The sequence below is a fragment of the Algoriphagus zhangzhouensis genome (genome assembly GCF_900148515.1).
In the GTDB taxonomy this organism is placed as follows: Bacteria; Bacteroidota; Bacteroidia; order Cytophagales; family Cyclobacteriaceae; genus Algoriphagus; species Algoriphagus zhangzhouensis.
In genome coordinates this window covers 522,207-546,548 of record NZ_FRXN01000003.1, presented here as the reverse complement: position 1 = coordinate 546,548, position 24,342 = coordinate 522,207, and the positions used below count along the sequence as shown (strand labels likewise).

16 protein-coding genes are annotated in these 24,342 nt (G+C 41.1%); 2 read left to right on the top strand and 14 right to left on the bottom strand.

Annotated features, from left to right (window positions below):
- Window position 1: 1 nt before the first annotated feature.
- Window positions 2-1,774 carry a glycoside hydrolase family 9 protein gene (locus tag BUF13_RS12670; RefSeq protein WP_073572161.1) on the bottom strand — a complete coding sequence of 591 codons (1,773 nt, stop codon included), beginning with the start codon at window positions 1,772-1,774 and terminating at the stop codon, window positions 2-4.
- A gap of 148 nt (window positions 1,775-1,922) precedes the next feature.
- Here BUF13_RS12670 and BUF13_RS12665 point away from each other — a divergent pair, with 148 nt between their 5' ends.
- Window positions 1,923-2,606, top strand: coding sequence for a dioxygenase family protein (locus tag BUF13_RS12665; RefSeq protein WP_073572468.1), 684 nt, complete (start codon window positions 1,923-1,925; stop codon window positions 2,604-2,606).
- Here BUF13_RS12665 and BUF13_RS12660 read toward each other — a convergent pair.
- The 6 genes from BUF13_RS12660 to BUF13_RS12635 form a co-directional block, all read right to left on the bottom strand.
- Window positions 2,603-4,006: an MFS transporter gene (locus BUF13_RS12660; protein ID WP_073572160.1), complete on the bottom strand. Its 1,404-nt coding sequence runs from the start codon at window positions 4,004-4,006 to the stop codon at window positions 2,603-2,605. The two genes, BUF13_RS12665 and BUF13_RS12660, sit on opposite strands and share 4 nt — an antisense overlap.
- Window positions 4,007-4,193: 187 nt before the next feature.
- Window positions 4,194-5,723 carry a SulP family inorganic anion transporter gene (locus BUF13_RS12655; RefSeq protein ID WP_073572159.1) on the bottom strand — a complete coding sequence of 510 codons (1,530 nt, stop codon included), beginning with the start codon at window positions 5,721-5,723 and terminating at the stop codon, window positions 4,194-4,196.
- A 166-nt stretch (window positions 5,724-5,889) separates the two neighbouring features.
- A complete protein-coding gene (locus tag BUF13_RS12650) occupies window positions 5,890-9,027 on the bottom strand; it encodes a VPS10 domain-containing protein (protein WP_073572158.1) in 3,138 nt (1,045 codons plus the stop codon).
- Between the two features lie 105 nt (window positions 9,028-9,132).
- The gene (locus BUF13_RS12645; protein WP_073572157.1) at window positions 9,133-10,614 is read right to left on the bottom strand and encodes a DUF6600 domain-containing protein; all 1,482 of its coding nucleotides are present in this window, start codon (window positions 10,612-10,614) and stop codon (window positions 9,133-9,135) included.
- Between the two features lie 365 nt (window positions 10,615-10,979).
- Window positions 10,980-11,981 carry a Gfo/Idh/MocA family protein gene (locus tag BUF13_RS12640; RefSeq protein WP_073572156.1) on the bottom strand — a complete coding sequence of 334 codons (1,002 nt, stop codon included), beginning with the start codon at window positions 11,979-11,981 and terminating at the stop codon, window positions 10,980-10,982.
- A gap of 55 nt (window positions 11,982-12,036) precedes the next feature.
- Window positions 12,037-12,531: a heme-binding domain-containing protein gene (locus tag BUF13_RS12635; protein ID WP_073572155.1), complete on the bottom strand. Its 495-nt coding sequence runs from the start codon at window positions 12,529-12,531 to the stop codon at window positions 12,037-12,039.
- A gap of 277 nt (window positions 12,532-12,808) precedes the next feature.
- On the opposite strand from BUF13_RS12635, the gene eutB reads away from it, so the two are divergent.
- On the top strand, window positions 12,809-15,133 hold the full coding sequence (eutB, locus tag BUF13_RS12630; protein ID WP_083586447.1) for an ethanolamine ammonia-lyase subunit EutB: 2,325 nt from the start codon (window positions 12,809-12,811) through the stop codon (window positions 15,131-15,133).
- Between the two features lie 69 nt (window positions 15,134-15,202).
- Here the strand turns inward: eutB and BUF13_RS12625 are convergent, their stop codons facing one another.
- From BUF13_RS12625 to BUF13_RS12595, 7 genes are all read right to left on the bottom strand, one after another.
- Entirely contained in the window at window positions 15,203-16,669 is a 1,467-nt protein-coding gene (locus BUF13_RS12625; protein ID WP_073572154.1) for a Gfo/Idh/MocA family protein, read from the bottom strand.
- Between the two features lie 104 nt (window positions 16,670-16,773).
- Window positions 16,774-18,255 carry a sodium:solute symporter family protein gene (locus BUF13_RS12620; protein ID WP_243839741.1) on the bottom strand — a complete coding sequence of 494 codons (1,482 nt, stop codon included), beginning with the start codon at window positions 18,253-18,255 and terminating at the stop codon, window positions 16,774-16,776.
- On the bottom strand, window positions 18,252-19,184 hold the full coding sequence (locus BUF13_RS12615) for a dihydrodipicolinate synthase family protein (protein WP_073572153.1): 933 nt from the start codon (window positions 19,182-19,184) through the stop codon (window positions 18,252-18,254). Before BUF13_RS12615 ends, BUF13_RS12620 begins: the two co-directional genes overlap by 4 nt.
- 5 nt (window positions 19,185-19,189) lie before the next feature.
- Complete coding sequence (locus BUF13_RS12610) at window positions 19,190-20,146, bottom strand: sialidase family protein (protein WP_243839740.1); 957 nt, start codon at window positions 20,144-20,146, stop codon at window positions 19,190-19,192.
- Window positions 20,147-20,288: 142 nt separating this feature from the next.
- The gene (locus BUF13_RS12605; RefSeq protein WP_073572465.1) at window positions 20,289-21,479 is read right to left on the bottom strand and encodes a dienelactone hydrolase family protein; all 1,191 of its coding nucleotides are present in this window, start codon (window positions 21,477-21,479) and stop codon (window positions 20,289-20,291) included.
- Between the two features lie 7 nt (window positions 21,480-21,486).
- Complete coding sequence (locus BUF13_RS12600; protein WP_073572151.1) at window positions 21,487-22,923, bottom strand: PhoPQ-activated pathogenicity-related family protein; 1,437 nt, start codon at window positions 22,921-22,923, stop codon at window positions 21,487-21,489.
- A gap of 208 nt (window positions 22,924-23,131) precedes the next feature.
- Window positions 23,132-24,292 carry a sialidase family protein gene (locus tag BUF13_RS12595; RefSeq protein ID WP_073572150.1) on the bottom strand — a complete coding sequence of 387 codons (1,161 nt, stop codon included), beginning with the start codon at window positions 24,290-24,292 and terminating at the stop codon, window positions 23,132-23,134.
- Window positions 24,293-24,342 lie beyond the last annotated feature (50 nt).

Below are 24,342 nucleotides of genomic sequence, written 5' to 3'. Positions count from 1 at the left end.
ATCAGTTTTTACTTAAATAAGTCATCAAAATAATGGATCCAGCTGTCCCATCCATAGTCGGTTCATTCGTGCTATAATCGCCTACTGCATCATGATAGACCACAAAAGGATTTTGTCTTCCGACATAGTCGTCTGGCCTTTCCAAAGTCAATCCGATTAAGCCGGAATGAATGGTTCTAAAAATAGGTCCATCTACCAATCCTCCCGGAATTTCTAAGCCCAACATGACATAAGGTGCAGTATGAACATAGACTGGAAAATCGCCTTTCTCAGGGATACCAGTAAACATGGAAGTACCCCAGGGGTTTTTTCCAAATAGCCAATCTCTTTGTGCTGTAAGGTAAGGCTGATATTGCTTGTCTCCACTCATTTTCTCATACAAGATCAATTGAGTAGCAAGGCTTGTCATCAAATTGTTGGAGCACCAGATAAAGGGGATGCCCACCTCAAAAGGGCTGGTCTTGGATTTTGTGATCGTATAGTCAATGCCTTCTTGATAGAACGTTTCCAAGGTCTTTTGAAATTCTGGTTCCACAACCTCATGAAGAGAAAAATGTCCCAAATTGATGAAAGGATAGAGCTGGTAATGAGAGGCTGAGTCTTTGACAGTCCAAGAGTCTTCGTTGGAGCTTATCAAAGCATATTCTTTTGCCTGATCCCGATAGGATTGTTCTCCTGTCGCTTTGAAAAGCTCGGCTCCTGCCCATTCCATATCATCGTTCCAAGTTTCTTCATTGTATCGATAAGGAGCTCCAAAGGAATTCCCTTGTTGCACACCTTCATACTTTCTTCCCAATGCATAAAGACTTTTTGCTGCTTCGAGGCAACGTATGGAATAAGCCTCATCTATTTCTTTCCAGATTCTTGCTCCCAAAGCCAAGGCAGCTGCGGATCGACCTGCAATATTGGCCATGCCGTTGCTTTCACTTTGATATTGCATGAGTCCCTGCGGCTTCCCAGTGGCGAAATAAGCCGCTCGATAGGAGTTTGCTCCCCAGCCGTAATCAGAATTGTCCTGATTAGGGATTTTAAAGCCTCTATGATCTCTATCATCAGCGATTTGATGGATGAGTTGATTTGGAGCTGGGTGGAGCTTCAGAAGCCAGTCTAAACCCCATTTTGCCTCATCCAAAACATCTGGAATTCCATTTTCTCCATCTTGTCCTAAAGCATTTACCTTGTCCTCAAATTGATCAGGGAATAGGGTGTAGGCCATCAACATATGTCCCGTGGCATAACTGCTTGTAATTAGATATTTCAATTGATCTCCAGCATCATGCCAGCCTCCAGAAGCATCTACATAGGTGCTGTCTGGCATCGGGCCAAAGAAACTTCTGCCATCTTTTTCGTGACAAACCATGTCCAATACGGGATTGTAACCACATCGTTGCTGACGCATGAAGTGAAGCAAATCTTCCTGATAACCTTGGTAGGCTTTTGAGCCAATTTTGAATATAGGAGAGGAGGTTTCACTTGCTGAATGCCATAGGAAAAACTCTCCCTCATTTTCTATTTCTGAAAAATCAATTTCATAATAATTGAAATCTCCCCAAGCACCAGACTCAACAGGTTTTGGTTTGATTTTAATAATGGAAGCTGAGTCAGGATACTGAATCAGGTGAATGTTGTTTTGTATTTTTTCAGGAGAAAAAACAATGGCTTTTTTTGAATCTGCAGGTAAAAATCCAATTTGATTGACCGAAAAATAGACTTCTTGGGAAAAGGCTTGAAATCCCAGAAATAATCCTGTTAGAAGGAAAAGGAACTGTTTCATTTCAGAAAAATACTCAAATCATTCAGGAAATAGAACCTATGACTTCAAACCTTTTTTGAGTGGTTAACTGCTTGGATTTTTTATTCTGAGAAAATGAGTTTAAGTGGCTGGAATTCAGTATTTTTTATATTCTAAACCCAAAAGAAAGATGAAAAAGAGAGACTTTATCAGGAAGAGCTTGGCAGGATTTGGTGGTATTGTAGCCTTGCCAATTGCTGGTTGCGAAACCAAAGGGAATCAGCTTGACGGAAATAATGAAAATTGTGAGATCTCTCCAAGAGAAACCCGAGGGCCATTTCCTAACAAAACTCCCGCTGAATTGATGCGTGCCAATATCATTGGCGATCGAAAAGGAGTCGCACTTTTAATCAATCTGAAAGTTCAAAGTCAATCTGAGTCTTGTGGAAATTTGTCGGGAGTGCAAGTGGATGTTTGGCACTGCGATGCGGAAGGGTATTATTCCGAATATGGAGGCAATCGCTTACAGCAAAAAGATCTAAGCAATGAACATTTTTTGAGAGGTAGACAGACTACCAATGAGAATGGAGAGGTTTCTTTTATCAGTATTTTCCCAGGCTGGTATCCGGGTAGGGCTCCGCACATTCATTTGGATGTAGTAAAGGATGGTGATATTATTTTGACTACACAAATTGCTTTTCCCGAGGCAATTACTTCGGAAGTGTATGCTAGTTCAGGATACAAAGGAAAAGAAGATACACCCAATGAAAAGGATGGGGTTTTCAGAGGTAGTTTGGCCGGAAATATGGCAGATTCAGTAGGTGGAAATCTCCAGGATGGCTACACTTTATCTAAAGTTATTACCGTTGCTTAAGCTTCCTTAGTCTGGAGATTTTCTCCATCTCGAAAATGAAGTCTTCTAAATACCAACCCTGATAGGATTGTTAATCCCCCAATGACAAGGAAGGTGTATCTGAATGCATTGTGGATTTCATTGTGAATCAATTTGGTGTCGCCCTCAAACAGCTTCAAAACTACCAGTCCAAAAGCAACTCCGAAACCAATTGCCAATTGCATGTTGACAGATAGGAGCGAATTCCCACTGGAAGTATGATAAGAACGCAAATCTGCAATTGAAATGGAGTTCATGGAAGTAAACTGGATGGAGTTGAAAAAGCCCAAAACGGCTATAATTGGGATATGCCAATAAATGGAGCTGTGAATTCCCGGGATTGCAAATGAGCAGATCAAAATACCGATGATGAAGGTATTTGCCATCAAAGTGTTTCTGTAACCAAAACGATTGAGAATTCGGATCACTACTGATTTCCCCAACATGGCTGTCAAGGCCATAGGTGCTACAATCCAACCAGAAATCACAGCACTTTGGCCGTAAGCGATCTGGATCATTAATGGCAAAAGCAATGGCACAGAGCTAATCCCTAACCGGGTAGCTAAATTCCCCAAAATCCCAACTCGGAAAGTCCTTACCTGAAATAGATTCAATGGAAAAATGGGGTTCTCTTCCTTTTTCGCATGGCGGTAATAGAAATAAAGCATCAAAAAACCGAGTAGGAAAAAGAGAAGAATCGGTGTGATCTGGACTGAATTCCCCAGCAGTTCCAAGGAAACAGAAAGAAGGAATGAAGCTGCCCCAAAGATCAGAAATCCTTTGAGGTCAAAACTCAAAATTTTTGAGGTGTAATCTGGCATAAACCTCAAGCTCAGCACAATTCCAATAAAAGCAATCGGAAGGTTGATTAGAAAGATCCAATGCCAAGAAAGGTAATCAACCATGTATCCGCCCACCAAAGGACCTAGCACTGGCCCGATCAAAGCAGGGACGATTGCATAGTTCATCGCTTGAACCAATTCATTTTTCGGATAGGTTTTGATCAGGGTTAATCTCCCAACTGGGGTCATCAAACTCCCTCCCAATCCTTGGATGATTCTGGCAGCCACTAATTGGTTTAAGTCCTGAGAAAGGGAGCAAAACAAGGATCCTGCGGCAAAAAGGATTAAAGCCAAAATAAAGATTTTCTTGGTTCCGAATTTGTCCGCTAAAAAACCGCTTACAGGCATGAATAAGGCCAGGGTCAATACATAACTGACGATGGCATTTTGCATGTTGAGAGGGGACTCATTCAGATCTTTTGCAATCGCCGGAAGGGAAGTGTTCAAAATTGTGGAATCCAGCATTTGCATAAAAATCGCGGTCGCCAGGATCATTGGAAGAACTTTTTTTACCTGTGGACTCGCTTGGGCTGTACTCATAGATCCCTTTCTGATTGGTTTAGGAATATACCATAATTCGGTTTATTCCTCATTTGATTTGTTTGTAAAACCAAGCTAAAGGTGGCTCAGTTCCTGATTAATAATAATACCTCATGAATAAAATAAAAGGCGCATTGATAAAATTCATTGCGCCTTCTGGGAACTTGTGTCAATTGTCTGTGGACTACTAAATTTTGTCCACTGCCAATTTGTAGGTTGGGTCTTCCATTACATTGACATCAATGATGGAATCCGCTTTTTCGATTAGTTTTCGACAGTCCGGACTCAAATGTTTGAGATGGACTTTTTTGCCGACTTTGAGATAGCGTTCGGTGATTTTGTTTAAAGCTTCAATGGCAGACATGTCAACGACTCGGCTCTCTGCAAAATCAATAACCACTTCTTCTGGATCATTCAATACGTCGAATTTCTCATTGAAAGCAGTGATGGATCCAAAGAAAAGAGGTCCAAACATTTCGTAATGTTTGACGCCAGTATCGTCTACAAATTTTCTGGCTCGGATTCTTTTTGCATTGTCCCAAGCAAAGAAAAGTGCAGCCAGAATAACTCCGATCAATACTGCTAAAGCCAGATTGTGTAAGACTGCTGTGACAAGGGTAACCAAGACCATCAAGAACACATCTGATTTAGGCATTTTGGTAAAGGTCTTCAAACTGGCCCATTCAAATGTTCCGATAGAAACCATGATCATCAAACCTGTCAATGCCGCCATTGGGACTTGTTCAATCAGGTTGGATCCAAACATGATGAATACCAAAAGCATAACTGAAGCAACGATTCCAGAAAGTCTGGCCCTAGCACCGGAAGAAATATTGATCAAACTCTGGCCAATCATCGCACATCCACCCATTCCTGAGAAAAGACCTGAAAGAATGTTCGCTGTTCCTTGTGCTACTGCTTCTTTGTTTCCTCGACCTCTGGTTTCCGTGATCTCATCGACAATGTTCAGAGTCAATAAACTTTCGATCAAACCAACTCCTGCTACCACTGCCGCATATGGAAAAATGATCTGTAGTGTTTCAAAGGTAAATGGAACTGCTGGAATGTGGAAAGGAGGGAAGCCTCCTTTGATGGAAGCTAAATCCCCAACAGTTTTCGTGTCGATTCCTAAAAGAGTAACCAAACCAAATACAGTCAAAATTGCTGTTAAGGATGCTGGAACTACTTTGGTGATTTTTGGTAGCCCCCAGATAATCAACATGGTTAATCCAACAAGGGCTAAAAGAATATAGAGCGTTTGTCCTGTCAACCAATTTCCATCAGCTCCTTTGAATTGATCCAATTGAGACATGAAAATGATAATAGCTAGGCCGTTAACAAAACCAAAAATTACGGGCTGCGGAACCAAGCGGATTAATTTCCCCATTCTCAAAGTACCTGCAGCTACTTGAAGTAATCCAGCTACTATGACCGTGGCAAAGATATATTCCACACCGTGGGAAGCAGCCAAAGTGACCAAAACCACTGCTACTGCTCCGGTTGCACCTGAAATCATTCCTGGTCTACCTCCGAAAATAGAAGTGACCAATCCCATCATAAAAGCTGCGTAGAGGCCTGTAAGGGGAGAAAGCCCTGCAATAAATGCAAATGCTACTGCCTCTGGAATCAAGGCCATGGCTACAGTTAGGCCGGAAAGGATTTCAGTTTTGTAATCGACTTTTTGGGAAAAATCGAACAGGTTTAAATATTTTTTCATGGAATAGGTTTGATTTCAGGGACTTAAGTTTGGTGGTTGGTCCTGATTTATTTTTTCAAAACGAATCGCAAAGGTAATAAAATTGGGTAAAACAGAATTTTATTCTGTAAATGAAATAGCCCATTGATTGTAATTCAATGGGCTAAAGAATAAACTCAGTTGAAACCTATTTCACAAACAAAATCCCCAAGCCAGCTTGCTGAGCTAATTTTTCAAATGCAGGAATGTCTTTGTTTAGAAGATTTTCTCCTTCTTCTTTCAAATCTTCCCATTCTTCCATCAATTCTTCGTGACGCTTTAATGTGCCGTCGTTGACTTTTGGGATGGAACTGTCAGAATGATTGAGCATAAAAAGGAAGTTGGCTGTAAACTTATTTTCAAAATTTTCCACGTCGTCGTAGGCCTTGGATTTTCTTTGGATCATTTTTTCATCCCAATCTTTTAGAAGGGATTCTAGTTTTTTTCCATTGGCGATCAATGGCTCGTAGCCTTCTTTTCCTTCAAGTGATTTCAAAAGTTCATGCAACTTGTCTTGTTGAGCCTTCGCCTTATTGATCATGTCATGCATGATTTTCACTTCTTTTTCACCGGCAGACATAAATTGATCATAGGCCTGATAATTGGCTTCAGATAGTCCGTAGCTAGGTAGATCCACAATTTCAGCCTCTGAATTGAGTGCTTGATCTCCAGCTTTAAGTGTAAGTTGATAAGTTCCAGGAATTGCCTTGTGTCCTCTATAATTGGATTCGATATATACTCCGGGAACACCAGGCATGGTGGTATGTCTCAAATCCCAGACAAAGCGATTAAGTCCTGGGGCTGTTCCCAATGTTGGCTCGGAAGGAGGACCGCCGGCCCATCGAGAAAAGCTTGGATCTTTTTTGGAAGAGATTTTACGGATTAGTTCTCCTTTTGCATTTTTTATTTCTAAAGTCAGCACTGTGGAATCGCTGAAGTCATCAGGTAAATTGTAATAAATCACCATTCCATTGGCCGGGTTGATTCCTTCCAAGGGAGATGTTCCCTTAAAATCTTTCAAATTACCATTCATGGCACTATACCAATTGCCGAGTAGCGTCTGATCTGGAGAAAATAGCTTTAAGCCTTTTTCTTTTCCATCTAATTCTCTCACCACATTCAAGTCATCCAAAATCCAAAATGATCTTCCTGAAGTAGCTACAATCAAATCATTGTGTGCAATTTTCAAATCTGTGATCGGAGTGATTGGTAGATTTAGCTGAAAAGTTTTCCAAGAGGTTCCTCCATCTTTGGAAATGTAGATTCCCAACTCTGTTCCCGCGAAAAGCAGATTTTCATCTTCGGTATCTTCTCTTACTACTCTTGTAAAAGCTCCATAAGGAATTCCAGAACTGATGTTTTTCCAAGACTTTCCATAATCAGTTGATTTGTAAATGCCAGGAGTATAATCGTTGAATTTGTATCGGGTTGTGGCAATGTAAACGGTTCCCGGATTTGATGGGGAAACTTCTATTGCATTGACTAAGCATTCTTCCAAACCTTTTGGAGTGATATTCTCCCAGTTTTCACCACCATCCTTCGTGAGGTAAACTAGACCATCATCACTTCCCGTATAGATCACTCCCTTTTCATGTGGTGATTCAATCACATAGGCAAGCGTTCCATAATTTTCAGCTCCAACCGCCTCATTGGTATATGGAGCACCCCCTTTTCCTTGCTTTTCTTTTTCATTTCGAGTCAAATCCGGTGAAACCACCTCCCAGCTTTGTCCCATGTCTGAAGTTTTGAGAAGGTATTGGGCGCCATGATAATAAGTGTTTGGTTCATGTTGTGACCAAATGATTGGAGCATTCCAATTATAGCGGTATTTCATGTCCTTGGTTTCTCTTCCCAAGTATTGAATTGGCTCGATCATAATATTGGTGGAGGCTTGATTCTCCATATCCAATACTTCGATTGTTCCCAAATAGCTTCCTCCAAGCACATACCTTGGATTATCTGGATCAAATGCTAAAAATGCAGATTCTCCTCCAGCAGAATAATTCCAGTTTTCCTGAGATATACTTCCTCTTCCCAAGGCCTTTGAGCTAATGACTAGGGAAGTATTGTCTTGCTGACCTCCATAGATTCTATAAGGAAACTGGTTGTCTGTATTGATTCTGTAGATCTGGGCTGTCGGCATATTGTTTTGGGTGGACCAAGTTTTTCCTCCATTAAAGGTGATAGATCCGCCTCCATCATCTGCCAGAATCATGTTTTTGGAATTGTGAGGATTGATCCAAAGATCATGGTAGTCTCCATGCGCCGCATCCATGGTTTCAAAAGTCTTACCGCCGTCAAAGGACATCAACATTGGGGCACTTTGCACATAGACCGTGTTTTCATCGTTTGGATCTGCAAAAACTTCAATGTAATACCAAGCTCTTTGCGTCAATCGATTGTCTTTATTGACCCAGTTCCAGCTTTCACCTGCATCGTCTGAAACGAATAATCCCCCCAAATCCTTTTCAGTATCACTTTCAATCAAGGCATACACTTTATTTGGATTTGCTCGGCTGACCGAGATCGCCATTTTCCCAAGCTCATCAGGTAGTCCTTTTTGGATTTTTTTCCAAGTCTTTCCTGCATCTGTGGATTTGTACATTCCTGATCCAGGTCCTCCGGAGATTACTTGCCAAGGTATTCTTTGGTGTTCCCACATAGCAGCATAAAGTACTTCGGGAGTATGCATATCCATGGATAGCTCAACAGCCCCAGTTTTGTCGTCTACAAAAAGAACTTTTTCCCAGGTCTCCCCTCCATTTGTGGATTTGAATACACCTCGGTCAGGATTGGGTGCATGCAAAGCTCCTTGAGCGGCTACATAAACAATGTCAGGATTAGTTGGGTGAATCTGGATTCTGGAAATATGTTGAGTCTTTTCAAGGCCTATCTTTTTCCAGGTTTTTCCAGCGTCAGTGGATTTATAAACTCCATCACCATAAGAGGTCATAACACCTCTAGGAGCATGTTCTCCCATTCCTACATAAACAATATTGGGGTTACTTTCTGAAACGGCTACTGCTCCGACAGAACCGGTTTTGAAATACCCATCAGAAATATTCTCCCATAATTGACCTGCGTCTGAAGTTTTCCAGAGTCCGCCTCCGGTTGTCCCGAAATAGTAGGTGAGAGGGTCATTCACTACTCCAGTTGCAGTTACAGATCTGCCTCCCCGATAAGGGCCGATGTTTCTGAACTTGATAGGAATGCTGTCTGTGAAGATGTCTTGGGCGAAAAGTCCTATACTCCAAAGTAAGAAGGCGAAAGTAAATTTGGTTTTCATGTTGGGTTTGGTGGTTTTTATACCTAAAAGATAAAAAGAACCTGTACAAAACCCATAAAAAAAGTACGACCCAATGAGTCGTACTTTTGCTGGTTTATTGTTTGATTAGTTATTACGGGTGTTTCCTCTTGAGGATGAGCTACTTTTTGATGTTCGGGAAGAAGAGCTTCTTGAACTACTGGTTCTTGAACCTGAACTTTTCGAAGAAGATGATCTACTCACTTGAGGAGAAGTTCTAGCTCCACTTGATCTTGTAGGAGAACTAGTCCTTCCAACTTGAGGGCTGGTTCTAGATGAAGAGCTTGATCTACCTACTTGTTGTGAAGTTCTAGAAGAACTGGATCTTCCAACCTGAGGTGACGTCCTTGAAGAACTTGATCGGCCTACTTGAGGAGAGGTCCGGGAGTTAGATCTCCCGGATGAATTAGAACCTCTGTTTACTGTAGAATTTCTATTTGGAGAACTCTGTCTCTGTACTTCTTGTCTGCGTGGAGCAGATTGTGTTTGGGGGCGAGTAGTGGTTCTGCTACCAGAATTTGGGCTTGACTGAACTCTTGAATTTCTATTCGTAGGAGCTGTGGTTCTTCCTCTTTCCTGAGAATAAGGTTTCATTTCAAACCCTGAATTTTGGCCTCTGGATGAACCTGCAGATCTGTCAACGCTTCTATTAGAGTTTGGAGTTGTCACTCTGGAGTTCCCTTGGCTTCCTCTAGAGGAAGGTTGGGTTGCTCTTGAGTTAGAGTTGCCATTTCTTGAAGAATTGACTCTAGCACTTCTATTGGTTCTAGCTTGATCTGGAGTACTTACTCTGGAAGGTCTTGAATCCACAGTTCTGCCCCTAGCTGATCTTAAATCAGGCTGGTAAACGTTCACCGAGTTTCGGGAAACTGAAGATCTACCAGGGTTTGAGGCTCTGTTTACATCGTAAACTCGGACTGATCTTCCAGTGGATCTTTCAACCTCTCTTCTGCTTGGACCGGAAACATAGGTGTTGTTGTTATAGACTACAGTGTTATTGATGATTTTGGTTTTGTTGATGATTTTTACTTTTCCACCACCGTGTACATAATGTCTATATCCATAATGGTCATAGATTCTTCTTGAAGGAAGGAATACCCAGTGAAAGCTTGGAATATTAACTCTCACACTTACTGAAAGTCCAGGTCCCATCGGAGCCCATCCATAATATCCACCACCTGTTCTCCAGCTAACCCAGGCCGGTCCCCAGTCATATCCTGGAATCCAAGCCCAACTTTGGTAGAAGTCATCAAAGTACCATCTTCCATAGTGGAATGGAGCCCAGCCCCAGTCGTAATAGGAAACCCAGGTGTTTCCGTAGCCGGTCATGGCCCAGTGTCCGTTGGTTCCATAAGGATGGAAATCATATCCAACAGCAGGTAACCAAATGTATCCGTATCTAGCATCTTTTACCCAGTCTCCATAAGGAGCAAGCTCATCATAGAAAACCTGAAAAGAAACGCCTATATAATCATCTTCAGCTTTGGCATCTGATATGCCAAAGGAACTTAGAATAAGAAGCCCCGCAACCAGTTGCAGAAGCCATCTTTTTGGTTCGATCTTTTTCATAGTAATTGTGGTTTAGTGAATAATTGGGTTAATCAAGTTGGTTGGTTCTTCTTTTAGGAAGATGCAGTTCTCAATTAAAAGGCTGCATGCATACTAAAACTAAAATCGAGCCAAACTTTAGATCTTTCATAAAATTAGAAAGTGTTCTGATAAATGAATCGTAAAAAAATTAGATAAGGTTTTGTTCTTTATTTTGAATTAATTGAAAAATGATTTTAAAAATAACAACTTAAGTAAAAATTTTAATTAATATAAATATTGCTTTTCTAAAAGCTTGGAGAAGTAATTCTTATTACTCAAAAAAGTAAACGCAAAAAGCCGAATTTGGGTCAATTCGGCTTTCTTAATTTTTTCTTAAGATTTTTTCAAATTTTAATTTTTGTCAATTGATCCATTGCCCAATTGGTATTGGAAGCACTTTCTCCTTTGCTGGGGCATTTGCCAGTTCCCAAAAGTTCATGAACAATTGATTCTATCAAGGGGTATTGGATGTGTTTGGGAAGTTCAACTTGATAATGAAAGGGCTCTTGGAAGTCTTTTAGCAAAGTGAATTCTCCTTTTCCAAAAGTTTCAAATCGAATCTGTCCTTTACTTCCATCAATGATAACTTCGTCTTTTTCTGCAGTTTTTGAACTTGTGAAGCACCAGTTTCCAGTTCCTAAAACTCCGCTTTCAAAAACGAAGCTTCCTGTCACTATATCTTCTGTATCATAGGCTCCTGCCTGATTGCTACAGAAACCATTTGCTTGAGTGATTTTTCCAAAGAAGAATGCCAAAAGGTCCAATTGATGGGAGGCGAGGTCAAAGAAATAACCTCCTCCAGAAATTTCTGGGTTCACCCTCCAGTTATCTTCTAGTTGGGCAATGATCTCAGGTTCAACGATTTGTTTTAAATTAATATGAACTGTTCGAATTTCTCCGATTTCACCTGCTTCGATCAGCTGTTTAATTTTTACAAAATGGGGAAGTGCCCTGCGGTAATAGGCTACAAATAGAGGAACTCCTCCAGTCGTGCAAGACTCTATCATTTGCTCACATTCCTCAAAAGTTCTCGCCATTGGTTTTTCTACATAAACAGGTTTGCCAGCCTTTGCCGCAAGTCTCGTCAATTCCTCATGGGCATTGGGAGGAGTGGCAATGTAAATTGCGTTTACCTCTGGATCATTGATTAGTTCGTGGGCATCCGTATACCATTTCTGGATTCCATGTCTTTGAGCGTAGTCTTTTACTTTTTCTTCAGATCTACGCATGACCGCGGCGATTCGGCTTTTTGGGATCAAGTTCATGGCTGGGGCGGATTTTACTTCGCAAACATTTCCTACACCAAGGATTCCCCAGCGAACTTCTGTGTCTAAAAATTCTTTCATTCTGAAAATTACCCCCAATTTGATAAAAAGAAAAGGGACTCTTGGTCCCTTCTTTCTACTGTCTTCTTCTCATTACCAGACTGTCTGCTGGATAGGTAGCTTTGAGCATAGCCATTTGTGATTTTGCCCAGTCGATGATTTCCTGTTTTTCGCCTTCAGTCAAGTTTGCCTCAGGATGTAGTCCCATATAGGTGTAAGATGGAATCGGCATTTCATTTTGCTCAACCATCTCGATAGTCTCTTCCAATTTATGGTTTTGATATGCCAAAGGTCGATTGGTAAACTCTGAAAAATTCAGATGTCTTTTCCCATCTTGAATGTGGTTGTTTAGCCAAAAACCAACGGGCTGGATTTTGCTGTACCATGGGTATTCCGTTTGGTTGGAGTGGCAATCGTTACAGGCATTTTCAAAAATGGTCTGCACATTTCCAGGGATTTCATAATTGTTTGAAATATTGAATTGCTGGTCTCCAGAATCATTTTTTTCAACTGGTATGAATTGGATTAAGACCAAGATCACTAAAAGGGCGATGCTAATTTTTTTAATCATTTTAAAAGCTATTAAAGAGGAAGGATTGGTTAGGATTTAGACTCAAGGTTGTGCTAAAGGTTTAATCCTGAATCTGAAAAAAAAAATTAGGTATAATTCATCGAAAATGGATGTGTGTACCTGTTATTTTTTTGTTTGTGAAAAATTATTTCAGTTTTCGGGTGAAAGTCAGTTGGATGATTTTTGTAAAAAATCAGATTTCTGGCTACTTTCTAGCTGATTTTAGAGTTGATACAATAAGCCCATTTTTATACTCCAATTTTGTAAATCAACAATCATGAATAGAAAAATCAGCCGGAAAGAATTCTTGGCTCAAATGGGTATTTTAGGTACTTCAGTAGTCGTTTTTAATTCTTGTGGTTTCAATTCATCTACCAAAAATGTAGTGTCTATGGATCCTCCAGTTATTGATCAATTGAAATCAGGTGAGGATATATTTTCTTATATCAAAAGGACCACTGAAGATTTCAACCAGACCCTGTTTCGACAAATCATTGGTGCCGCCAACGAATTCAAAGAAGGTGATCAAACCTTAGGGGTTGCAGCTGAATCCTCGAATTCCAGAGAGAATGCCAGGATTTTATTAGCAAATACCAAGGTTGGAGACTTGAATCAGCAAAGTCTTTTTAGTGATGAGTTGTATGATTTGATTCAAGATACAACTGAGAAAAATCCCGACCTTGATTCTTGGACAGTAGGTGAGTTGAAGGAATTTATCCTGACCCAACCTGAAGAAAGTATCAAAGAAATAATGCCCGCTCTAAATAGCGATATCATTGCTTGTGTAGTCAAGCTGATGAGCAATGAAGAGTTGATTCAGCTGGGACAAAAGGTGTTCAATCCAATTCCTGGGACTCAAATAGGAAGCAAAGGTTATATGAGTGCTCGGGTTCAGCCGAATTCTCCAACTGATAACCCAACAGATATCGTATGGCAGGTCTTTGATGCCTGGTCCTATGGGGTAGGAGATTTGGTATTGGGAACTAATCCGGTTTCCAGTGATCCGAAATCAGTAGCTGAGATAGAAAAAGCGCTTTATGATGTGATCACCACTTTTGGTTTGGAGAAGACTATTTCCAATTGCGTCCTTTCACATATTGATGTCCAATCAGAAGCAGAAAAAATTTACCCCGGTACTTCGGGAATTTGGTTCCAAAGTTTGGCTGGGACGGTAAATGCAAATCAAACATTCGATGTGACCATTGCTAAAATGAATGAGCATATGGATAGCCGAAATGGGCAATTTGGTTTGTATGCGGAAACAGGACAGGGGGCAGATTTTACCAACGGTCATGGAGAAGGTTTTGATATGTTGGTTCATGAATCCAGAAAGTATGGTTTTGTGAGAGCTTTGAAATATCGACTTGCTGAAGGAAAAACTCCAGAAAATACTCCATGGGTTCATGTGAATGATGTTGCAGGTTTTATTGGACCAGAGGTATTCAAATCCAAAGAACAGTTAGTGAGATGTTGTCTGGAAGATACAGCGATGGGTAAGCTTCATGGCTTGACTATTGGTCTAGACGTTTGCTCAACCTTGCATATGGATGTGACTTTGGATGATTTGGATTGGTGTATTGAGCAGATCATGCCAGCAAATCCAGCCTATTTGATGGCTCTTCCTACCAAAAATGATCCTATGCTGAGCTATTTGACTACGGGTTTTTACAACCATGTGAAAGTTCGCGAGCAGTTTGGATACAAAATCAATGATGCGATGTGGGATTTCTTCAAGAAAATCGAAATCATCGGAGAAGACAATAAACCTACAGCCAATTTCGGTGACCCAACTTGGGTATACTATCAATATCGAATGGCCAAAGGGGATTTGAGAACCAGAGAGGAGATTGTAGCAGAGGGGAGAAAAACCATTGCTGAAATTGAAGATCGAGGTGTGCCGATTGCACAGGGTTTCGGTGAAAATGTCTGGGATTTGGAACCGGAACTTGATAAAAAAATCCATGCCTTGTATGAGGATGCAAAGGAGAGCCTTTGGACTGAAATGACTCCTGATTTCGTGCAGTCAATTCCGGCAGCTGTTCCTCTTTTGACCAAATCAAAGGATAGAAAAGATTATGTATATCATCCCGAATCAGGTGAAGTTTTGAGTGATGATGCGGTTGGTAAATTGGAGGCAATGCTTTCGACTTGGAATGTAGAAATTCCAGATATTCAGTTGGTTATCTCGGATGGATTAAACGCGAGAGCTTTGATGGATGAAGGGCATTTGACTCCATTTTTGATTGAGTTGAAAGGCAACTTAGAGAATATGGGATATAAAGTCAGCTCAGAACCAATCCTATACACCCATGGAAGGGTAAGGGCAGGATATGCGACTGGGGAAGTACTTTTCGGATCATCCCAAAGCCAGAAAAACAAAAATGGGATTGTGCATATTATCGGTGAAAGACCAGGATCGGGGCATCACAATTTCTCAGCCTACATCACCGCGGCTTCTTTTGATCAATGGAATGAAAAAGGCAAAGTGGACCATGATATCACCCGAGTGGTTTCTGGGATTTCTGATACTGCTTTGAAACCACAAAAAGCAGCCCTGCAGACTGCAGAGATTTTGGATGGGTTATTTAAAAAATTGGCTTGATAAAAGAGCTGAAAAATAGAAAAGCCGGATTCTAACAAGATCCGGCTTTTTGTTTGGATTGAGATTTAATTAAACCTCAAATCCTTTTCTATAAGTTCTTCCAACGAATTGATTTGCTTCTTCCAAGTTGGTGATTCTCATGTTTTCACCATCCCAAAGCAATTTCTTTCTACCGAAGAATTCCATTTGACCTTTTTCATTTTCTCTTCTCAACAAGAAGCTTCTGATCGCAAGGTTACCCATCAATACAGTTTCAGTCATTGGTCCAGCGTAGTCGAAAGAAGAAGTCAAGCCTTTGTGCTCAGTACTTCCAAATCCTGCCTTACAAGCATCTACCCATAATCTTTGGTGACCATATTCTCTTTCAAAACCTTCTTCAGATTGAGGGCCCATTTCTACGGTTCCATCATTCAAATAAAGTTTTGGCATCAAAGGAGATGAGTCATTGATATTGGTAGAGATAATTCCTTTTTCACCAATTATCAAAACACCGTTTGCAGAGCCAGTACCTCCGATATCATCGTCAGCAGGGATGATTTCTGGGTGAGCAGGCTTGATACCGCCATCCATCCAAGTCATCTCGATTGGGGACTTACTTTTTGGAGTAGCTCCAAAGTGAAGTGTAATGAATGAAGAAGCAGGGCATCCATCAGGGTGGTAATCCGCAGTCCACATACCACTATAAACAGAACCTACAGAGCATTCTGCATCTGTTGGGTAGTGAAGTCCCAAAGTTCTGAATGGAATATCGATCAAGTGACATCCCACGTCACCCAATGCGCCAGTTCCATAGTTCCACCAGCCTCTCCAGCTGAATGGATGCAAGTTTGGAGTATAAGGGATTTCAGGAGATGGGCCTAACCATAGATCCCAATCCAAAGCATCTGGCTTTTTGCTTGGTTCTGGCTGAGGGAAAGGGCCTCCTTGAGGCCATACAGGTCTGTTGGTCCAGATTTGAACTTTGGAAACAGCTCCGATTTTATCCTCATCGATCCATTTTTGAACCAATTTCAATAGTGGGTTGGATCCACCTTGGTTACCCATTTGAGTCACCACTTTTTTATCTCTAGCCAACTGAGTAAGCAATCTTGCCTCTCTGATGTTGTGGGTCATTGGCTTCTGAACGTAAACGTGCTTGCCTCTGTCCATGGCGAATTTGGCAGCAGGACCATGTACGTGATCTGGAGTAGAAATGGTCAATGCATCGATTTCAGGCATTTCTTCCAACATGATTCTGTAATCAGCATAAAGCTTAGCATCTGGGAAGTTTTCTACTGATCTTTTGGCAGTTCCAGAGAAATCAACGTCACAAAGTGCAACGACGCGCTCTCTTCCACCTACAGAGGCAAGTTCGATATCACTGGCGCCTTTTCCACCGGCACCGATAGCTGCCAATAAAAGTTGATCAGAAGGTGCAGTATATCCTACTCCGCCTAAAACATTCCTTGGTACAATAAAAAATGAAGAAGCCAAGGCCGCATTTTTTATGAACTCCCTTCTGGACTGTCCAGAATTTGGTTTTTCAGAGTCTTTCATTGAATTGTTATTTGAGGTTATTAGTGTTTAAAAACTAGGATTTTGAAGTTAGGGTATCAAAACCTGAATCCGAAATTTTACTATTTAAATGGTCAATTTTTCCCTTAAGATTTAGATTTCATGATTAATGACAATAAAAATCCTGTTAAGAAAATGCTACATGTGCCTAATACAATCGTCATATTGGTGTGAAGGGGATTGGATAGTCCCTCTGGAAAACCCCAAGTCACCCAGATTCCCGATAAACTAGCCCATGCTATCACTACTATTCCAACGAGCACAGCTACTACTGCATTATTGCTTTTGCAATTTGGAACTATCATTCCCAGTAAGAATAATCCCAGCATTCCTCCACTGAAAATCGAAGCCAATGCCCACCAGGCATCCAAAGCACTATCGACTCCATTAAATGCCAAACCAACCACGATGGCAATTATTCCCATGAGAAATGAAGAAGTCCTCAAGACTTTCATGTCTTTTTCGGCAGGAGCATTTGGTTTAATGTATTTCTTATAATGATCTGAAAGGATCACGGTCGCAGAGCTATTGATACTGGTAGAAAGCGTACTCATGCCCGCTGCAAATATCGATGCGATCAAGAGTCCTGTAAGGCCGACAGGTAATTCTTTGACAATAAAGTAGGGAAATACACTATCTGCAGCTATGCTATCTGGAAGCAATCCTGGTTGAGACTGATAGAAGGAATACAAAGCTGTACCAATGAAAAAGAAAATTGCTGAAACTGGCACGTAAAGTAAACTTCCCATCCAAGTGGACCGCTTGGCATCTCTGTCATTTTTAGCCGAGATATAGCGCTGAACATAACTTTGATCAATTCCAAAGTTTTGGAGGTTGATGAAAAGTCCATAAACCATAATCATCCAAAATGTGGAGGCTGTAAAATCAAAGTCAAAACTCCCCAAACTGAATTTGTCATTTTCTCTGGCTATCTCGAAAACGGTAGTGCTTCCTCCAGGGATGTCTATAAAAATCAGCAAGACACAAAGAATTGCTCCCGCAATCAAAATGATGCCCTGAATGGCATCTGTCCAGATTACAGCCTCGATTCCTCCCATCATGGAGTAAATCACCACGCTCAATCCAGCCATTACGATCACCCATGGAATACTCCATCCAAAAAGTAAATGCATTGGCAAAGCCAATAGATACATGATTGCCCCCATTCTTGCCAATTGAGTCAAGAGGTAGCAGAGTGATGCGTAGATTCTAGCCCATGGGCCAAATCTTTCTTCCAAATAGAAATAAGCAGAATCGCTTTGAATCCTTCTGTAATGGGGAACAAAATATTTGACAGCAATCCACGCTGCAAAAGGAATAGATAGACTGAAAACAAAGCCATTCCAATTGGATAAATAAGCATTTCCAGGAAGTGCTAAAAAGCTGATGCTACTGACGAAAGTGGCAAAAATGGACATCCCAATTGCCCAGGAAGGGAGTTTTCCACCACCTGTTGTGAAATCTTGGGCACTTCTATTTCTAAAGGAAAACGAAACTCCAAAACCTATAATACAGAGCATATAGACCAAAAAAACAATTAAATCTACTAAGGGGAGTTGTTCCATCATTCCTCTAGTAGTTTTTGAATTTTGGCTTTTATTTTATCGAACTTCTTATGGAAAGTCAGTTTTTCATCATCCGAAAATGGCCTTTGCGGAGGAGATAAAATTCCGCCTGAGAGGTGGGAGAGTTTCATGCATTCCTTCAGACCTTTTAAGTAAGAACTTGGATGGTCCACATGACTGTAAAGTTCAGCGCTGAGCTCCAAAATCATGTTTTGGAATTCTTGTGCTTTATCCAAATCACCATCCTCAAAGTATTCAAAGCATTTGACATAGATCTGTGGATAAACATTGGCTCCACCACTGACGCCACCTTGGAATCCTACTTTCATGGAGTCGAGCAATCTTTCCTCAGGTCCAATTAAAAGTCCAAAGTCAGGATGGTCTGCAAATACTTCGGAAAGCGAATTCATATAGTCCATGTTCCCCGTGCTATCTTTCAATCCCACGATATTTGGATGCTTGGAAAGACTTTTCGCCGTTTCAATAGAAATCGGAGTTTTGGCATGAGAGGGAATGGTATACAGCATCAATGGCAACTCACAGCGGTTGGCCAGATCCCTGAAATACAATTCAAGATCTGTTTGGGAAATGTTCATGTAGAATGGAGGGGCAGCCACGACAGCATTTGCTCCATAATTGGTGGCCATTTCTGCCAACTCCAAACTGTCACCCAAAGCACAGTCTGTGATCCCAACCAAAACAGGAATTCTGTCATCCACTATTCGGCAGGTTTCCCGAATCAATTGAATTTTTATTTTCTGAGAAAGGGAAGGGGATTCACCAGTAGTTCCTAGAATAAAAACGCCATGGACTCCACCTTCAATGATGTGGTTGAGGATTTTTTCAAGGGAAAAAACATCCAGCGTGAAATCAGGAAGGAGAGGAGTGACCAAAGGAGGAATTATCCCCCTAAAAGAGAATTTGTTGCTCATTGAAATTATAGGCTGAGGTGCGCGTATTTGATCTTTTCACGGTTCCAGGTATAGGTCAAATGAACCGTCCCGTCTTTTGCCTGAATGATCGCCGGATAACTGAATTCTCCTTCTTTTTCATCTTCCAAAACCAAAAGCTCCTCCCAGGTGATTCCATCACTAGAGCCCATTAAGCTCAATTTTTGTCTTCCTTTAGGAATAGGATTACACAATAAAAGATGATATCCGCTATCCAAAGTGACTGCGTCAATTCCGGAATTGTTGTGGACGATCCCTGTGGATTCCAGCTGACTCCAGGTCTCACCATTGTCAGGAGACCAAGCTGTTGCGATTACTCCTTCTTTGGTTCGGGTTAGTACTTGAAGGTGATTGTTTGGGTGGAAAAGAACAGTAGGCTGAATCGCATTGAATGGGCCATGGATTTCTTTTTTTGTCCAGTTTTTCAAAGCCGGATCAGAAATTTCTACATGAGAAGTCCAGAGCCCGTTGATTTCAAAACTACTTGGGTGAAGCAGCATTCCATTGCTCAATCCAACAGTTTTATTCTTGATAGGTCCCATAAAGCCAGGCATGATTTGAACTGCCTTGGACCAGGTTTTTCCTCCATCATTGGAAGTTTTATACAATCCCCACCATTCTCTAGGATTAGGCCCTTCCTTATAAAATAAGATCACTTTCCCGTCTTCCAATTGGTATAAAACTGGGTTCCAAGTAGGGTTTCTGAAATCTTCATTTTCGATTCCATCAGCAACTTCCGCAGGAGTGGACCAAGAACCACCTTTCTTTAAAGCTGTATAGATGTTCACATCTGGATGTCTTTCGTATGTTCCTCCGAACCAAGAAGCTAAAATCCCATCTTCAGTCTCAATCAAGGTCGAGGCATGGCAGGAAGGAAATGGAGCTGTTTCGTAAATGAATTCTGAGGTGAGGATTTTTGGAGTAGGCTTTTCTGGAAAAATCATAGCCCACAAAAGAGTTGGTATACCAACAAGGTAAGTGAATAATTGCATGTTCAATTAGAGATAAAATATTCTAAACAAGGTCTTAAGCTACCAAAAAAGGAGGATTAATTAATTTTTCCGTCCGGTTGTTACCTGAATGGTTTTATTGGAAGATTTTGGCAGCAAACTCTAAAAATATACCCCAATCTTCCCATTTCAGACTATGCTTCCCTTCACGAATGTGATAACCGGCATTTTCCAGATGGATAGGTTCGATAATTGATTCAAAATCAGTCTCAAAGCCAGAGTCTTTTTGGTAGATGTCAGTTTGAACCCTGCTGCCGATCTGAAGGGAAAGGTATTCGCCTTTTGGGTCAGCCCATTGATCTCCCTTAGCACTGGCGACATATAGCGCTCTAGGTGCAATGAGGCTTAAAAGCATATGCTGGTCTAGGGGAAGTGTTTCTTCAGCGCCATTGTATTTTTTGAAATTTTCATCAAACCAATGTGGAAATGCAGTATTGATCACCTGGACCGTTTCACCGTATTTTCTTTTGGAAAGAGCTGCTCCACCACAACCTGATTCATTGGAATAAGTGATGGCCCACCTAGGATCATTGGCTGAAGTCCAAAGAGCGGATTTCCCGGATCGAGAATGACCGACCAAAGCAGATTTGCTGGCATCAATTTCAGGATGCTGAACAAAATAATCCATAGCTCTCATCGCTCCCCATCCCCAGGCTCCCAATGCTTTGAGACCATCTGGTTTTTCCATTTGCTCTGGGTAAAGAGTTGAAATGATTCCGTTTTGGAAGGTTTCTGCATTGTCGGGAGCGACTGTCTCAGCATGAAAAGATGCAGTGGCATAGCCTCTTTTAAGCAATTCATCCACCGGCCAATATTCTTCTTCTGACAAGCTACCATCAGGATATTTTGGTCGATGATTGATTAATAGAATGACAGGAAAAGGAGCCTTTCCTTCTTTTGGAATGAAAAGATTAAGTCTCATCGTGAGGGAGTTTCCATATCTTTCCACCGTGATATCAACTTCTTCCAGATTAGCTAATTCAGGGTAGGGGTTTGTGCTTTCTTGGGCTAATTGAAAAGAGATTTTGTCAAAATCCTTCGGGATTTCTCCATAGACTTCTTGTTGGAAAAGTTGGAAAATCTCAGGTCTACGAATGGCTTCCCAATCTTCAACAGATTCAATTATTTGTCCCGATTCACTGACAAACAAATCAGGCAAAACCAAAGGAGGGACCTTGGACTCATCATAATTTGCATTGTTTTGTGACATGGCTGAAATCGGAAGAAAGGTGAAAATTACAAGTGCTAGGTTCAATAGGTTTTTCATAGACTGATTATTTTTCACTAGCAGCCAATCGGCTAGGCTCAAATTCTTCAAATGGATAAGTTCTCGGAAGTACTTCAATACCTGAGGTTACTTTTAATGGTGTTTCTCCAGCAAAGGTCAATTCTACAAAATAGGCTCTATAGCCTTCTTCTGGCTCAGAAATATTGACTTTCAGTTCACCATTTGCAGGCATGGATATTTCTTCGAAAACCCAGTTTGGACCGAATTCATCTATTCTGAAATCTCTGGAAAGTGGATTCAATGCAGACCAAACTTTCACAGAAATAGGAGGGGAAGCAGGATCGGTGTGAACTATGATCTGGTCATCAGTAACCTTCCAATCATAGGTTGGTCTTGGGCTGTTGGTAAGAATGGATGAATAAAAAGAAATCAAATTGGGAAGTGCGTCTGAGTCACTTAAGTCATGACCGAAATTCGGGACATATTGAACATGTTTTTCACCTTTCAAATCATTCCAATAAAACTCCCAGCTATCAGGCTGAAAGAATTGATCGCCAGCTGCATTGATCAATAACTTAGGGATCTGAAGGCTATCGATAAAGGAATAAGGTTCTGTCAATTCCAGCAATCGATCAAACTCTGTAGTGCCCATCCATTCCATGACTCCTTCGCGCACATAATCATCTACGGCTGGAGCCCAGAATCCATAATTCTTCCAATGATGAAGGAATGACGGCTCCAAATTCAGCATATCAATCACCACAGGGGCCATGGCGATGACTCTATCATCAGTTGCTGCAGTGGTCCAAGTGGTCCAGCCTCTTTTGGAAGCGCCAGCAACAAAGAAGTTTTCGATATCAATATTGTTGTTGGTTTTGGCAACTTCTGTTACTGCATCCATTGCTAGTTTAACAGCCTTTGTCATAGGGAATCTTGCTAGCCAAATCGCGTCTTCGTCTTTGGCTCCGCCTTCAAGGAATTTTCTCCATCCGTAAGAAATGATCGCGTCTTCATATCTTTCCCCAAAATCATCTCCAGCAAAAACTAAAGGCTGAAATGGAACATTGTGAATCTGAGCCACCACCGAATTGGTTTGGGAGGCTGCTGCCAAAATCAATTTGTCTGGTTTTTCTGGCATTTTAGAGTTTTTACTTCCTCCTCCGATCCACATCATGGCGGTGTGGTAAGGTGTGTTTTTGGGGATTACCATGGAAACCCAATGCCACCATTCTGTTTCGTCCACCAAGTCAGGAGTCAACCAATTCTGAGAGTACATTTTCAGCACTACATAGTCAAAGTCACCCTGGTCAGCGGTATGAACTACCTCGAACCTGTAGGTCGAATCTGGACTTTGGACATAAGCTTCAAGAGGATTTATTGGAGCTGCTTCTTGGGTTTCGAATTTTTGTTCCTCTTTGGTTTCACAGGAAAAAAAAGCAATAGAAACGAATAGGAATACTAATCCAATTGAGTGATTTCTCATGAATTTTGGAAATTGGGTTTAAGATTGATTTATTAAAAAACGCTTGGTTGAAAGTTGAATTAGAAGGTCTCTTAATTCAAATATGATCTTTCAACTTATCTAAAAAAGTAGGGATATTTTAGGATAAATCATTGACAGTAAGTAAAAAGTGTAAGAATAACTTGGCTTTACAGGCTTCAATTTCCAAAAAGAGCAAGCTTCTCTACTTTTATTTCCATTCCAATATTTTGAAAACTATCTGGTGGTAATTATCTCTTTCGTATAGAATCCCTAGATGGTTTTCGTCTAGTTTTACCAAATCCGAGTAGGCAGTCCAAGGCAGTTTTTTAGAGTCTCCGGTATAGTCCACCGGCAAAATATGATCCCAGGTTTTCCCTTCATCATAGGAAATTTTCACAGTCAAGAAATTCCTCTCCTCGGTATCTGCAGCATTGGAATGGGCTAGAATTGTTTTCCCTTTTTCTACTCCAATGTCCAGAATGGATGCCTGACAGACAGGATCCGGGAGTTCATCTTCGAAGTAAGTTTCATCCCAAGTTTCCCCTCCGTCCGATGAAAAAGCCAAAATTCTACTTCTGCGATCTCCTTTTTGGTTTCTGATACTCATGATCATATTTCCATTGCTCAGTTCTGCAGCAATGGATTCATTGGATCCAGGGATCTCGATGGATTCAGAAAGACCAAACGTTTTTCCATGGTCATCTGTGAAAAATCCATGAGCCTGATATTCTGAGAAATGCTCCTGGGGATCACCTTTGGAATGATTTGCAGCTACGAAAATTCTTCCTTGATACGGTCCGTTTTTAAATTGAAAGGCATGGCCTGGAGTATTGGCATAGTGTCTCCAATCTTCTGGATTTGTATAGTCAGGATTGAAATCAGGATTATTTGGTTTGTGGACCTGCGGGGTAATATTTTCTGGCTTTTCCCAAGTTCGACCCAAATCAAATGACTTGATCATCCAAACCTCACGAACTCCTTTGTTCATTCTGACATCGTATTCATGGTTATTTCCCGTATTGTAAAATAGGTATACAACACCATTGGGGTGCTGAGGATCGAAAAGGTCCACTACCGGGGCAGGGTTGCCAGCTTGTAGCTTGTCGTAGTCAACTAATGTTTGCAAAGGAGACCAAGTAAAACCGCCGTCCAGACTACGTTTCATCACCAGATTGACATCTCCAAAATCGTCGGAACCATTGACTCTGCCTTCTGCAAATGCCAAAAGGTCTCCTGTAGGTAAACTGATAATAGCGGGGATCCTATAGATGGCATGGCCTTCCTGACCTGCTTCAAAAACTATTGTTTCTTGTGCAAAAAGTAAAAAACTTGAAAATAGGAAAAGACAAAATAAAACAGGCTTCTTCACGATTCTAGGGTATTTTGGGATAATTTATTTCCCAAAATAATCAAATGAAT

Bases quoted from the DNA above. Each gene is read 5' to 3' on its own strand.
- eutB (WP_083586447.1), top strand. From the start codon at position 12,809: ATGAATAGAAAAATCAGCCGGAAAGAATTCTTGGCTCAAATGGGTATT.
- BUF13_RS12635 (WP_073572155.1), bottom strand. From the start codon at position 12,531: ATGATTAAAAAAATTAGCATCGCCCTTTTAGTGATCTTGGTCTTAATC.
- BUF13_RS12620 (WP_243839741.1), bottom strand. From the start codon at position 18,255: ATGATGGAACAACTCCCCTTAGTAGATTTAATTGTTTTTTTGGTCTAT.
- BUF13_RS12610 (WP_243839740.1), bottom strand. From the start codon at position 20,146: ATGATTTTTCCAGAAAAGCCTACTCCAAAAATCCTCACCTCAGAATTC.
- BUF13_RS12645 (WP_073572157.1), bottom strand. From the start codon at position 10,614: ATGAAAAAGATCGAACCAAAAAGATGGCTTCTGCAACTGGTTGCGGGG.
- BUF13_RS12640 (WP_073572156.1), bottom strand. From the start codon at position 11,981: ATGAAAGAATTTTTAGACACAGAAGTTCGCTGGGGAATCCTTGGTGTA.
- BUF13_RS12650 (WP_073572158.1), bottom strand. From the start codon at position 9,027: ATGAAAACCAAATTTACTTTCGCCTTCTTACTTTGGAGTATAGGACTT.
- BUF13_RS12670 (WP_073572161.1), bottom strand. From the start codon at position 1,774: ATGAAACAGTTCCTTTTCCTTCTAACAGGATTATTTCTGGGATTTCAA.
- BUF13_RS12615 (WP_073572153.1), bottom strand. From the start codon at position 19,184: ATGAGCAACAAATTCTCTTTTAGGGGGATAATTCCTCCTTTGGTCACT.
- BUF13_RS12655 (WP_073572159.1), bottom strand. From the start codon at position 5,723: ATGAAAAAATATTTAAACCTGTTCGATTTTTCCCAAAAAGTCGATTAC.
- BUF13_RS12665 (WP_073572468.1), top strand. From the start codon at position 1,923: ATGAAAAAGAGAGACTTTATCAGGAAGAGCTTGGCAGGATTTGGTGGT.
- BUF13_RS12600 (WP_073572151.1), bottom strand. From the start codon at position 22,923: ATGAGAAATCACTCAATTGGATTAGTATTCCTATTCGTTTCTATTGCT.
- BUF13_RS12625 (WP_073572154.1), bottom strand. From the start codon at position 16,669: ATGAAAGACTCTGAAAAACCAAATTCTGGACAGTCCAGAAGGGAGTTC.
- BUF13_RS12605 (WP_073572465.1), bottom strand. From the start codon at position 21,479: ATGAAAAACCTATTGAACCTAGCACTTGTAATTTTCACCTTTCTTCCG.
- BUF13_RS12660 (WP_073572160.1), bottom strand. From the start codon at position 4,006: ATGAGTACAGCCCAAGCGAGTCCACAGGTAAAAAAAGTTCTTCCAATG.